The organism is Halomonas cupida (genome assembly GCF_900142755.1).
In the GTDB taxonomy this organism is placed as follows: Bacteria; Pseudomonadota; Gammaproteobacteria; order Pseudomonadales; family Halomonadaceae; genus Halomonas; species Halomonas cupida.
The window spans coordinates 21,140-34,479 of record NZ_FRCA01000021.1; the positions used below are offsets into that span (position 1 = coordinate 21,140).

Sequence of the window (13,340 nt, forward strand, 5' to 3'; positions counted from 1 at the left end):
GCCTTGCCTGTCATGGTGACGCTTCTCTATCGTGATGGCGATAGTGGTCAGGCTTGAGATCATGCTTGCGCAGCTTGTCGTAGAGTGTCTTGCGCGGAACCCCCAGCTGTTCACACACATCACTGATACGTCCCTGGTGGTGGACCAGGGACTGGCTGATCAACTGCTTCTCGAACAGCTCGACCTGGCGGGGTAACGGAAGCTCGCCGGAATCGCTGTCGGTGCCTTCCATCAGTCTGTCGAGCCGGTAGTCGCAGGTGACGCCGAGCAGTACATAGCGCTCGGCCAGGTTGCGCAGCTCACGGGCGTTGCCTGGCCAATCATGGGCCAGTAGTGCCGATACCGAGCCGGCATCCAGCGGTGGGGCTTCCATACCGCTGCGACTGGCTGCGACAGCGGCAAAATGCTGGAACAGCAGCGGGATGTCCTCGAGTCGTTCACGCAGCGGGGGAATCGGTAAGGTCACGACATTGAGGCGGTAGTAGAGATCCTCACGGAATTCACCGGCCTCGGCAGTGGCCTTGAGGTCGACCTTGGTCGCCGCGATGACGCGGATATCCAGTTCGACCGGTGTATTGCTGCCGAGCCGCTCGACCATGCGTTCCTGCAGCACGCGTAGCAGTTTCACCTGCAGTGCCAGCGGCATCGATTCAATCTCGTCGAGGAAGACAGTCCCGCCCTGAGCGTATTCAAACTTGCCGATACGCCGTTCGACAGCGCCGGTAAAGGCTCCCTTCTCGTGACCGAACAGCTCCGACTCGATGGTGCTCTCCGGTACCGCTCCACAGTTGATGGCAACGAAGGGATGGGCGCTGCGGGCACTGCGCTCGTGAATGGCACGCGCCACGAGATCCTTGCCGGATCCGGTCTCTCCGAACAGCAACACGTCGGCTTCCACCTGGCTGATACGTTGCACCATCGAGGCGAGGCGCTTGATCACCGGGGTCCTGCCGACCAGTCGTGGGCCGGGCGCGGACTGTTGGGCTTCCAGTTCGGCCTTTAGATAGCGGTTTTCGAGACTCAGGCGTCGTTTTTCGATGCCGCGCCGCACCACTTCGACCAGCTGTTCATTCGAAAAGGGTTTCTCGAGAAAGTCCCAGGCACCTTCGCGCATGGCTTCCACTGCAGTGGAGATATCGCCGTGTCCGGTGATCAGTACCACCGGCAGGTCAGGGTCGCGCTGGCGCACTTCTCGCAACAGCGCCATGCCGTCCATACCGGGCATACGGATATCGCTGATGAGCACCCCGGAGAAGTCGCGGTCGAGATGGTCAAGGGCCTGTTGAGCGCTCTCGAAGGGCTGTGGCTGATACCCCGCCAGCTCCAGTGTCTGGCCAACGGTGATGCGCAGGTGGGCCTCATCGTCGATGACCATTACGGGAAAAGTATCGTCCATATCGATGGCTTCCTGGCGGTAGTGGGGAGTAGAGCCTTCAGCGGGCTTTGAAAACATAGCCTTCAGCGGGCTTTGAAAACATAACCTTCAACGGGCTTTGAAAACATAACCTTCAACGGGCTTTGAAAACATGGCCTTTAGCGAGTGTATCAAGAGCGGCCCTCAACTGGCGGTCGAAGACGACGGTGTCGCCGGCTGGTGGCTTCCTTGCGGTGCCTCGGGCAGTACGATGATGAAGCGTGCCCCACCACTCGGCGATTGAGCGACCGCCAGGCGACCGCCGAAGTCGTCGATGATGCGCGCCGAGATCGACAAACCGAGACCAAGGCCAGAGCCGGGGGCTCGTGTGGTGTAGAAGGGCTCGAAGATATGCTGGCGCTGGTCCTCGGGAATGCCGGGGCCATTGTCATCCAGCCAGATTCTCACCAGGCCGTCCTCTCGGCAGGTACCGAGGGTCAGGCAGGGGTGTTCGGTGTCACTCATTGCCTGCAGGGCATTGCTGATCAGGTTGACCAGTACTTGCTCGAGGCGCACCAGGTCTGCCATGACCCACAGTTCTTCGTCACCGGTCTGGTGACATATCGCGACGGCATGCTCATTGATTCGTGCCTGAAACAGTCGCAGGGCGTAGTCGAAACAGGACGGGACCGACACGGCACTGGGGTGGTCGCCGCTCTTGCGTGAGAACTGGCGCAATTGCGCGCTGATATCGGCCATGCGCCGGGTCAGCTCGACGATCTGCTCGAGATTGGCATCGGCAGTCTGCCACTGCTGGCGGGCCATGAAGGCTCGGGCATTCTCGGCATAGGCGCGAATTGCTGCCAGTGGCTGGTTGAGCTCATGATTGATGCCTGCCGCCAGTTGACCCAGTACCGCCAGCTTGGCGGCTTGTACCAGTTCGTCCCGGGTCTGGCGCAGGTTGGCCTCGGCCCGTCGCCGTTCCTCGATCTCGGCGACCAGGTCCTGGGTACGGGAGGCGACATTGCGCTCCAGCTCATCCCGCGCCTGGGCGAGGGTGGCGCGCTCGCGGGCGGCAAATTTTTCCCGTTCGCGACGCAGGCGGTGGCGCTGCCAGCCGATGCCGACACCCAGGACGAGGATGCCGTAGAGCCCGCCGGAAAGCAGCATCGCCAGCCATTGGGCTTCGACCACCGGTGTCAGCGGCTTGAGGATGTGCATCTGCCAGCCGAGCTCGGGCAAATCGCTGGTCCGGCTCAGGTAATTGCGCCCTTTGAACGGACCTATGGTGAAAGTGATCAGTCGGCTGTCTTCGCCAAGGCGTTCAATTTCCTTGAGTCCAGTGGCGAGTAGAGATTCGTCGGCATAGCGGCGACTGGAGCGCAGTTCCTCTCGGCGTTGGTCACTGGTCGGGTCGAGTGAGCGTAGTCGCAACTCGGGGTGGCTGGCCATGAACACGACACCGTTCTGGTCGACAATCAGTAGCTCGGTATCCGGGCTTTGCCAACTTGACTCGATATCATCGATAAGCACCTTGACGGTCATGACGCCAACCGGTGCTGCGTCTGGATTGAGATCATCCAGCCACACCGGAGAGGAGAAGTAGTAACCGCGGTTGTCGGAAATGACACCAAGACCATGAAAGCGCCCTTGATGGCCGGCGATGGCCGCCTGGTAGTAAGGGCGAAACCGATAGTTCACGCCGAGGAAGGTGTCCGGTTTGTGCCAGTTGCTGGCCGCTACCGTAGTGCCCCGGCTGTCGAGGAGATAGATGTCGGAGACCCCGGTGGTACTGCGGAAGCGGTCGAGCAACAGGTTGAGCGGCATCATGTCCTGGTCAGGTGACCCGCTCAGGTAGCGCTTGACGGTTTCACGCGTGGCCAGCAGCTCGGGCAGGTATTCGTGCCGTGACAGGTGTCCGGTAAGGCCGACGGCGGAGAGTCGCAGCTCATCCTCGGCATCCTGTTGCAGTGAATCCAGTGCTGATTCGCGAGCCACCTGAGCCGTCTGCCACAGTACGATCGCGAAGCCGACGGGAATCAGCAGCCACAGCACTTTACGTGAGGTGCGGCGACGTGAAGAGTGGCGTGGCAATGGCATGTCTCAGCGTGACCTTGGCGGCATGACCTGAGCTCGGCGCAGCGAACGTTGGGCGCGGGTTTCGGCGCGCTCCATCTCCAGCAGGTTCTCTTCGACGAATACCAGGTGTTCGTGGGCCAATCGCTGTGCATCCTCCGGACGCCCTTCGAGAATGGCGTTGAGCAGGGCTCGGTGTTGTTCCATCAGTCTGGGCCTCGAGTCGGGTTTCTCGAACAGGTGAGCGAGGTTATCGACAATGCTGCGCTCAAGCAGGTGGAAGATGCCACGAATAGTGTGCAGAAGCAGGACATTATGCGCGGATTCGGCGATCGCCATATGGAAGGCCGCATCGGCCTTGGCTTCCCTGTGGGGATTCTCACCGATGAAGCAGGCTTCCAGTTCCTCGAAACGCTGCAGGAGGAGGGCCTTGTCGGTGGGGGTGGAGCGCATGGCCGCGTAGTAGGCGGAAAGTCCCTCCATGGCATCACGGAATTCGAGCAGGTCAAGATGAAACTCACCGTGACGCTCGAGCATTTCCAGTAACGGATCGCTGTAGCCGCTGTTGAGGGACTCGCTGATATAGGTTCCGCCGCCCTGGCGACTGACGAGCAGTCCGCGGGCGGCCAGCTTCTGGATTGCCTCACGCAGGGATGGGCGCGATACCCCGAAACGTTCGGCCAGCTCACGTTCCGGAGGGAGACGCTGCCCTGGTGTCAGGCTGCCTTCCAGAATCAACGCCTCGAGGCGCTCGGTTATGACATCTGCCAGACGGGGCTGGCGCAGGGGTTGGTAGGACATGGGCGCTATCCTGCACAGGCAATGGGATGAAGAGAGATTCCTGCCATGGTAGCGGTTATAAATTGGTAATACCAATATTTGGTAGAAAGGTACTATCCTCAACGCTACGAAAAAACCTTTCTCTTCAATGGCATGGAAAGCGATGTAAAGAGCTTATACTAAAGTTCAGGCCTGATTGCGCGCACAATGCCGGAAGAGTGTTTGACACTCCAGTCCATGGCACCATAAGGTGCCCCGGACTTTAACTGTTAATTGGTTTTACCAATTTACCAAGTTCTGTGTGTAGGCTTCCCGCCCGCGCAGCACCGACAGTTTACATAACAACGATAGTCGTAAGCCGTGCCGCCAACGAGGACTCGCTGATGACCCCTGTCAAGTTGTATCCACCGCGCCCGGAGAGGGTCTATCTCTTCGGTACCTGTCTGATCGATATGTTCTTTCCCGAGGCAGGCCTGGATGCCGTGCGTCTGCTGGAGCGTGAAGGTATCGAGGTGGTCTACCCCGACAACCAGACCTGTTGTGGCCAGCCGGCTTACACCTCGGGGTATCACGATGAGGCGCGAGAAGTGGCTCGTGCTCAACTGGGCCTCTTTCCGGAACCCTGGCCGATCATTGTTCCCTCCGGCTCCTGTGGTGGCATGATGCGCAAGCACTATCCAGCGCTGTTTGCGGGAACTCCCGAGGAACAGCAGGCTCGTGACGTTGCATCGCGCATCTTCGAGCTGACCGAGTTTCTGGTACATGTCTGTCAGTTGAAGCTTGAAGACAAGGGGGGCGAAGAGAAGGTTGCCATGCATACATCCTGCAGCGCACGGCGGGAAATGGGGTTGGCCGACACCGGTCCGGCGTTGCTGGCGCAGTTGGGTCAGGTCGAGCTGGTCGAACAGGTGCGTTCCGCCGAATGCTGCGGTTTTGGTGGCACCTTCGCTGTGCGCCATCCGCAGGTATCGGCGGCGATGGTCGAGGACAAGAGTCAGGCGATAGAGCAGGCTGGCGCCGAGCATTTCGTGACTTCCGATTGCGGCTGTCTGATGAATATCGGCGGCCATCTGGCCCATCGTGGCAGTGATGTGGCTGGTGAGCACATTGCTTCCTACCTGTGGAGGAGAACCTCATGAGCCAGCCAGTCGAGACCTTCACCCCACAGCAGTTCCATCGCCAGTCCCGAGAGGCCCTGGCCAATCCGCAGATCCGTGCCAACTTCCGCAAGGCCATGGACGGTTTGATGGACAAGCGCCGGGACGCCTTCGCCGAGTGGCAACTGGAGGAATTGCGCCAGTTGGGGGCCAATATTCGTCTGCGTGCGCTGGCGCATCTACCGGATCTACTGGAACAGCTGGAGGCACGCTGCGAGGCCAATGGTATTCGTGTGCACTGGGCCGAGGATGGCGAACAGGCCTGCCGCATTGTCACTGATATCTGTCAGCGGCATGGAGCTCGCTCGGTGATCAAGGGCAAGTCGATGGTGTCCGAGGAGATGCATCTCAACGCTCATCTCGAGAAGGCGGGTATCGAGGCGCTTGAGTCTGACCTCGGGGAATATCTGGTACAACTCAACGAGCAGACACCGTCTCATATCATCATGCCGGCCATTCATCTCAACACCGATGAAATTTCCGACATCATGCATGACAACACTGGTACCGAGCGTACTCGGGACGTGGATGCCATGACCGCAGCGGCGCGCGCTCAGTTGCGTGAGCGGTTCATGGCGGCTGATGTCGGAGTTTCCGGGGTCAACTTCGCCGTGGCGGAAACCGGTACGCTCTGCCTGGTGGAGAACGAGGGCAATGGACGTATGACCACCACGGTGCCGCCGGTACATATCGCGGTAACCGGTATCGAGAAAGTGGTCGAGCACCTGGCTGATGTACCGCCGCTCTATGCTCTGCTGACCCGTTCTGCGACCGGTCAGCACGTTACGACCTACTTCAACATGATCAGTTCGCCGCGCAGGGAGGGGGAGCATGATGGTCCCCGTGAAGTGCATCTGGTGCTGGTCGACAATGGCCGTTCGAACATCTACCAGGATGATGAGTTGCTCGACACCCTGCGTTGCATTCGCTGTGGTGCCTGCATGAACCATTGTCCGGTCTACACCCGCGTCGGTGGCCACTCCTATGGCACCACCTACCCGGGTCCAATCGGCTCGATTCTGATGCCTCACTTGATGGGGCTGGACGCCACCCGCGACTTACCCACAGCCTCCAGCCTATGCGGCGCCTGTGGAGAAGTCTGCCCGGTGAAGATTCCGATTCCGGATCTGCTGGTACGGCTGCGGCGTGAGGCGGTAGGAGAAGGGCGGGGCAATGTCCCCGGGGCTGGCAGCAAGCGCACCAGCAAGGAGGTGGCCGCCTGGAAAAGCTGGCAGTGGTTGGCCACTCACCCTTCCGCCTGGCGCGGTGCCACGGGCATCATCGGTAAACTGCGTGGACTTGCACCAGCCCATATCGGTCCCTGGACCGAGTACCGGACGGCACCAAAACCGGCGGCAGTGCCATTGCATCGGTTGATCAAGCAATATCGCAAGGAGGGTCGGTCATGAGCGCAAGAGAGCGTATCCTGCAGCGCCTCTGTGAGCGCGCTGATGGAGCCTTGCAGGCGCCAGTCAGTGATTTCTCGGTGGTGACCGGTCGCAACTGGACTCGACAGGAACGTGTCGAGCACTTCGAGCGTTGGATCAGTTCGGTGCATGGTGAGGTGATCCACTGCTCCAGCACGAACTGGACCGGGGTGCTGGCAACAGTGCTGAGGGACAAGAGGGTCGAGCGCCTGGCGTTGGGGCGTGAGCATGCCATTGCACGCGAGGCCCGCGAGGTGCTGGATGCAGGTGATGTCGAGCTGGTTGACGTTGATCGTGATGTCGACGGCTGGCGGCGTGAACTGTTCGAGCAGGTCGACGCCGGCCTGACCTCAACATTGGGCGGTATCGCCGAAACCGGCAGTCTGTGGCTATGGCCGACGGTGGATGAGCCGCGGTTGTTGAGTCTGGTGCCGCCCATCCACATTGCAGTGCTGGATGCGGACTGCATCGACGACACCCTGTTCGATGTCATGCGCCGCCATGGCTGGGCAGACCGAATGCCCACCAACGCGCTGTTGATTTCCGGTCCCAGCAAGACAGCGGATATCGAACAGACCCTCGCCTATGGCGTGCATGGGCCGCGGGAGCTGGTAGTGCTGTTGCGCCAGTGATGCCGCATCGAGGCAGAGTTGTCACGGTCTGGCGACATGGACTTGTCATTCAAGGGCAATAGAGTGGAGTATTGAACTCTTGATAAGAGCCGAGTCAGGGACATGAGCGGTTCTCAGGCGGTGCACGAATCTGCATAGATTCTGCGAGAGTGCCGCTTATTACCGACTTAAGATGCTGTTGGTGGTCATCTATATCGTTTATATAAGGTTTCGCTAGCAGGGGCTCAAACCTTGCAAGGAGATAGCGCAGTGATTGATGAAGGACGTTCCACTCATGCCACGCAGCCATTAACGCTGGCCGTGCGTCGTGCCGCTCTGGTGGGTGGTGTCATGGCTGCCGCACTATTGGTGGGCTGCCAGGAGCAACAGGATAGTGAGGTGGATGAGTCGTCCGGCTTCAATGTCGAGGCTCCTGAAGTCGCTGCCGGCGACCTGTTGAAGGGCGAGCTCAGTTCGGCCAGCCAGGTCAATCTCAAGGATGGCTCGCGCCGTGATCAGCACTGGCTGTGTCCGTCCGCCGGAAATGCTGCCGAGGGCACTCTCTATCGTCTTGACGCGCCTTTCGAGGGCTCTGTCAGTGTCTTCGACAAATCCGGTGATTGGTTGGGCCGTGCAGAATCCACCGATGAGCTGCCGGCGGAATTGCTGGTCGCTCCGGTAGAGGAATGCTCTCTGGTCGTTGTCAGCGGAAAGGATATGGCCGAGTTTGGCCCCTACACCCTTGAGCCCGTGGCCAACGATGCCGGCAAGGCATTGGCCGATGGTCAGTCGGTCGCCGGCCATCTCGGCGAGGAGAACAACAACTACACCTTCAGCCTCGAAGAGTCGCGTCGCGTGACACTGACGCTGACCGGGGTGCGCGATGCAACGCTCAATCTGAACGGCGCAGAAGTCTCCGAGACAGGCAAGCTCTGCGGCGATGCTCAGCAGACACTCGAGGCATTCCTCGATGCGGGTGACTACGAGGTAACGGTGGTCCCCGGGCGACCTGCGCGCGAGAAAGTCGACGTGGAGTGCAGCGATAATGTTGCCAGTATCGGTGATGGCTATCGATTGCACATGGTCGAGGCCGACCTGTCGCGTGGCGAGCGCAATGATGGCCCGCTGCGTAATGGTGACCAGATCAGCGGAGTCCTGGAAACTCCGACCACTCCGGATGGAATGTCGAGCAGTGCCAACAGCTATACCCTGTCCATCGAGGAGCCGACCCGGATCGATCTGGTGTTGAGCTCATCGAGCTTCGACACCGTGCTGGATATCTATGGTGAGCAGACCAACCTGCATTCGGATGATGCAGGCGTAGGATCCGACTCCCGTATCGAGAGCGTCCTCATGCCCGGCGAGTACAGCGTGGATGTTTCCGGCTACGGGGGAAGCTTCGGTGACTATGAGCTGCGGCTCTCCACCACTCCCTTTGATGGCGAACTGCTCAACAGTGGTGCGCTGGAGCCGGATACGACGGTTCAGGGCATGACCGAGTCCGGGGGCAACATCTATACCCTGAATCTCGAGCAGCCTGCCAACGTCGAGATCAACCTTGCGTCCAGCGCTTTCGACACCATGCTGTATGTGAACGGCAATGGTATCTCGCTGAGCGATGATGACGGCGCCACCGACGGTTCCACCAACTCACGGTTGACGGCTACCCTGGAACCTGGTGAGTACCAGGTGGAGGTGTCCAGCTACAGTGGCAGCATGAGCGGTGGCATGTATGAGCTCAGTACGGCAGTCATGCCCTTCGATGGGGAACTGCTCAATAGCGGTGAGATCGAGGTCGGGCAGTCGGTGCAGGGCAATCTGTCCACGTCGGGTTACAACACCTATGAATTCACTATCGATCAGTTGTCCATGGTGACGCTGGATATGGCGTCTCCGGTGTTCGATACCTACCTCGAGTTGACCGGCGACAACACCAACCTGAGCAATGATGACTTCGGCAGCGGGACGGATTCGCAGATTCAGGCCGTGCTCGAGCCGGGTACCTATGAGGTTGGGGCCTCCAGTTACAGTGGTAGCGGCATGTTCACCCTGAGTCTGGGTGCCGAACCGTTTGAAGGTGAAATCCAGTCCGAGGGTGAAGTTCAGGTCGGTGACAGCATCCGTGGTCAACTGGAACCCGGTGGAGCCCTGACCTATCAATTGGTGCTTGAGGAGCAGCGCACCATCAGTGTCGAGACACAGTCCTCCACGGTCGATACCCTGCTGCAGTTGGAAGGTGAGGGGGTGCGCTATGATGACGACGATGGTGGCAGCACTGACCTGGGCTCGATGATCGAGACGACCCTGTCTCCCGGCACCTACACCATTACGGTGACCGGCTATGATGGCGGAAGTGGACTGGTTCAGCTTGACGTGAGAGGCTGATTCAGCGACGCGTGACCTGCCAGCGCCACTCTTCGGAGTGGCGCTTTTGTTGGTGAGATGGATAGCAAGGGGCTTGATGATGAGGGCAATCACTACTGGTGAGCCGCGGATGACAGTCGATGCACTGGCCGAGACGCTTGGTCAGCGCATCCCGGCGCAGCGACTGGTACGTGATTCCCTGCGCCGACTGGCCTATGGAGCCGATGCCAGCTTCTACCGACTGGTGCCGGCATTGGTAGTGCGTCCCGAAAATGAAGTCGAGTTGTTGGCTGTCATCGAGGAATGTCGAGAGGGAGGCTGGCCGATGACCTTCCGCGCCGCAGGCACCTCGCTATCGGGCCAGGCGGTGACGGACGGAGTACTTGTCCAGCTCGGTCGAGGCTGGCGTGATGCTGAAGTACTGGATGGTGGTGCTCGCATTCGTCTCGCTCCAGGCGTTATTGGTGCCAGGGCCAACCAGCTGCTGGCGCCTCTCGGGCGCAAGATCGGCCCCGACCCTGCTTCGATCAATAGCTGCATGATTGGCGGTATTGCCGCCAACAATGCCTCCGGGATGTGTTGTGGCACGGCCCAGAACAGCTATCACACCCTGGCGGGGCTGCGAGTCATGCTGCTTGATGGCAGTGTGCTGGATACCACGGACCCTCAAAGCGTGGCTGAATTTCGCGAAAGTCATGCGGCGCTGCTGGATGGTCTTGAGCGGTTGGCGGCCAATGCGCGTACGGATGTTGAGCTTGCCCGGCGTATCCGCCACAAGTACCGGCTCAAGAACACCACTGGTTATGCGCTCAACAGCCTGGTCGATTTTCGTGATGGCATCGATATTCTGGCGCATCTGATGATCGGCTCCGAGGGCACCCTGGGCTGTATTACCAGCATTACCTACCACAGTGTCCCCGAGCCGCCATGCAAGGCGGCTGCCCTGATGTTCTTTCCCGACCTGAGCAGTGCCTGCCGAGCAACCATGGCCCTTCGTTCAGCTCCTGTTGCCGCGGTGGAAATGATGGATCGAGCAGCGCTGCGCTCTGTGGAGCGGTCGCCCGGAATGCCGGCGCGTCTACGGGATCTGCCGCCGGAGGCCACCGCGCTGCTGGTGGATGTGCGAGGAGAGGATGCCAATGTCCTGGACTCCTCCATCGACGAGGTCGGTCGAGCGCTGGAAGGGATAACCACCCTCGACCCGATAACCTTCACTGACTGTACCGAGACCTATGCCATGTACTGGAAGGTCCGTAAGGGGCTGTTTCCGGCAGTGGGTGCGATGCGTGCCCTTGGTACCACCGTGGTGATCGAGGACGTGGCCTTTCCCATCGAGCGTCTCGAAGAGGGAGTCGCTGCGTTGACAGCGGCCTTCCATCGACATGGTTATAGCGATGCCATCCTGTTTGGTCATGCGCTGGAAGGCAATCTGCACTTCGTCTTTCCACAGGGCTTTGAACAGCCGGGCGAGATCGAGCGTTATCAAGCACTGATGGATGATGTCGCTCGTCTGGTGGCGGTAGAGTTCGGCGGGTCACTCAAGGCCGAACATGGGACCGGTCGTAATATGGCGCCCTACGTCGAACTGGAGTGGGGGAGCGATGCCTATGAACTGATGTGGCAGATCAAGGCGTTGTTCGATCCTCTGCAACTGCTCAACCCGGAAGTGATGCTCAGTCGCAACCCGACACTGCATCTCGAGAATCTCAAACCGTTGCCGGTGGTGCACGAGCTCGTCGACCGCTGCATCGAGTGTGGTTTCTGTGAATCAGTCTGCCCTTCGCGAGATCTGACCCTGACGCCGCGGCAACGTATTGTGCTGGCGCGGGAGAGAGGGCGGCTCGAGGCGCTGACCGCCCCCGATGAATCGGAGCAGCAGTGGTTGGCGGACTTCTCCCGCCGTGAGGCCGATTACCTGATCGACGAGACCTGTGCCGCCGATGGTATGTGTTCGACTCGCTGCCCGGTGGATATCAACACCGGTGAATTGGTGCTGGCACTGCGTCAACAGCGGCATCTGAGCAAGGCACCACTGGCAAGACGCATTGGCCACCATTTCTCCGGTACCACTCGAGTGGCTCGAACCGGGCTGCGTCTGTTGAGTGTGGGGCGACGTATTCTGGGGGATGGGGCCATGGAAGGAGCCAGCCGCTGGATGCACCGGGCCAGTGGTGACCGGTTGCCTCAGTGGTCGCCTGCGATGCCGGAAGCGGCGCCGATCCGCATGCTCCACAAGGTGAGACAGGAAGGCTACCGTGATCAGGTGGTGTACTTCCCGTCCTGTGCTACTCGCGTGTTCGGCGCCGACAGCCGTGATGCCGACTCCCGTGCCGCCATGGATATCGTACTGCGCCTGCTCGACAAGGCCGGCTATGATGTGGTGATCCCGGAAATGCCGGGACACCTTTGTTGCGGTATGGCCTTCTCATCGAAGGGTATGGATAACGAGGCGACTCACAAGGCCCGTGAGCTGAATCGTGAGCTGCTGGTCGCCAGTCAGAATGGCCGGCTACCGATACTCTTCGATACCAGCCCCTGCAGCCTGCAGATTCTCGATCACCTGGATGAACGCCTCGAGGTACGCGACCCGGTTGCCTTTGCCCATGACTATCTGCTCAATCGGCTGCAATTGACGCCGCTGAACGAGAGTGTCGCTGTGCATGTCACATGTTCGGCCCATCGCAAGGGATTGCATGACAGTTTCATCGCTCTGGCTCAGGCCTGCGCACGTGAGGTCGTCGAGCCGCAAGGCATCAGTTGCTGTGGTTTTGCCGGGGACAAGGGGTTCAGGGTTCCTGAGTTGAATGCTTCGGCGCTGGACGGGCTAGCCTCCCAGGTATCTGCCTGTGCCTTCGGGGTTTCCAACTCACGCACTTGTGAGATAGGGCTGACTCAGCATTCCGGGATTACCTACCACTCTGTTCTCGACCTACTCGATCGAGTGAGTCAGGCACCAAGCTCTAAGCTATAAGCTGTAAGTAAAAACCAGAGCCGGTTGTTGTTCTCACCGCCTGCTGCGGAGGAGAGCCTTGCCGCAGGGCGGGTGGTGTCTGTGAACGGCTTACCGCTTACGGCTCTTCACTTACAGCCTCCAACAGAATTCACCGGGCTGACATGATCCTGAAACTTTTTTACAGAAGGGTCTTGCAGGGTGCCTTCGAAATCCGTAAAGTACGCATCCGCTGCTGGCGACGAGCAAACGTCGCAAGCGGTGAAGGGTGGTAGAAGTGGTTGATTTGAAAGTGTTTCTTGAAAATCACCGCTTGACATTCTCGCCGGATTCGGTAGAATGCGCACCCACTGAATCGGGGTTCGCTCGGCACTGCTGAGTGATCACGGATTCGCCCCTCGGCTTCGAGGTTCGCTGGTTCCACGGAACGGCGAGCAACACGAAAAAAGAGGTTGACGAAATCCTCCGGTTCTGTAGAATACGCCTTCCTCGCAGGGCGCTTCGCAAAACGAAGCAAATTCAGCGGGATGCTCCAGTCAACAGGAGCGGCTCTTTAACAATTTGATCAGGTAATTCATGTGGGCGCTTGCCGATGAGTCAGTGACGAAGTCACTGAAATAT

8 protein-coding genes are annotated in these 13,340 nt (G+C 59.6%); 5 read left to right on the forward strand and 3 right to left on the reverse strand.

What is annotated here, in order from left to right; genetic code table 11:
* Window positions 1-10: 10 nt before the first annotated feature.
* From BUE38_RS21830 to BUE38_RS21840, 3 genes are all read right to left on the reverse strand, one after another.
* Entirely contained in the window at window positions 11-1,396 is a 1,386-nt protein-coding gene (locus tag BUE38_RS21830) for a sigma-54-dependent transcriptional regulator (RefSeq protein ID WP_073437362.1), read from the reverse strand.
* A gap of 162 nt (window positions 1,397-1,558) precedes the next feature.
* Window positions 1,559-3,454, reverse strand: coding sequence for a sensor histidine kinase (locus BUE38_RS21835; protein WP_073437363.1), 1,896 nt, complete (start codon window positions 3,452-3,454; stop codon window positions 1,559-1,561).
* Between the two features lie 3 nt (window positions 3,455-3,457).
* Window positions 3,458-4,231, reverse strand: coding sequence for a GntR family transcriptional regulator (locus tag BUE38_RS21840; protein WP_073437364.1), 774 nt, complete (start codon window positions 4,229-4,231; stop codon window positions 3,458-3,460).
* Between the two features lie 362 nt (window positions 4,232-4,593).
* Between BUE38_RS21840 and BUE38_RS21845 the strand changes: the two genes are divergently transcribed.
* From BUE38_RS21845 to BUE38_RS21865, 5 genes are all read left to right on the forward strand, one after another.
* The gene (locus BUE38_RS21845; RefSeq protein WP_084542094.1) at window positions 4,594-5,349 is read left to right on the forward strand and encodes a (Fe-S)-binding protein; all 756 of its coding nucleotides are present in this window, start codon (window positions 4,594-4,596) and stop codon (window positions 5,347-5,349) included.
* On the forward strand, window positions 5,346-6,776 hold the full coding sequence (locus BUE38_RS21850) for a LutB/LldF family L-lactate oxidation iron-sulfur protein (protein ID WP_073437365.1): 1,431 nt from the start codon (window positions 5,346-5,348) through the stop codon (window positions 6,774-6,776). The genes BUE38_RS21845 and BUE38_RS21850 overlap by 4 nt, the downstream gene beginning before the upstream one ends.
* On the forward strand, window positions 6,773-7,426 hold the full coding sequence (locus BUE38_RS21855; RefSeq protein ID WP_073437366.1) for a LutC/YkgG family protein: 654 nt from the start codon (window positions 6,773-6,775) through the stop codon (window positions 7,424-7,426). The genes BUE38_RS21850 and BUE38_RS21855 overlap by 4 nt, the downstream gene beginning before the upstream one ends.
* A 249-nt stretch (window positions 7,427-7,675) precedes the next feature.
* The gene (locus BUE38_RS21860; protein WP_073437367.1) at window positions 7,676-9,790 is read left to right on the forward strand and encodes a hypothetical protein; all 2,115 of its coding nucleotides are present in this window, start codon (window positions 7,676-7,678) and stop codon (window positions 9,788-9,790) included.
* 109 nt (window positions 9,791-9,899) lie between these two features.
* Window positions 9,900-12,740, forward strand: coding sequence for an FAD-binding and (Fe-S)-binding domain-containing protein (locus tag BUE38_RS21865; RefSeq protein ID WP_073437368.1), 2,841 nt, complete (start codon window positions 9,900-9,902; stop codon window positions 12,738-12,740).
* Window positions 12,741-13,340 lie beyond the last annotated feature (600 nt).

Coding starts and splice junctions, on each gene's coding strand:
- BUE38_RS21865 (WP_073437368.1), top strand. CDS start 9,900: ATGACAGTCGATGCACTGGCCGAGACGCTTGGTCAGCGCATCCCGGCG.
- BUE38_RS21840 (WP_073437364.1), bottom strand. CDS start 4,231: ATGTCCTACCAACCCCTGCGCCAGCCCCGTCTGGCAGATGTCATAACC.
- BUE38_RS21855 (WP_073437366.1), top strand. CDS start 6,773: ATGAGCGCAAGAGAGCGTATCCTGCAGCGCCTCTGTGAGCGCGCTGAT.
- BUE38_RS21830 (WP_073437362.1), bottom strand. CDS start 1,396: ATGGACGATACTTTTCCCGTAATGGTCATCGACGATGAGGCCCACCTG.
- BUE38_RS21845 (WP_084542094.1), top strand. CDS start 4,594: ATGACCCCTGTCAAGTTGTATCCACCGCGCCCGGAGAGGGTCTATCTC.
- BUE38_RS21850 (WP_073437365.1), top strand. CDS start 5,346: ATGAGCCAGCCAGTCGAGACCTTCACCCCACAGCAGTTCCATCGCCAG.
- BUE38_RS21835 (WP_073437363.1), bottom strand. CDS start 3,454: ATGCCATTGCCACGCCACTCTTCACGTCGCCGCACCTCACGTAAAGTG.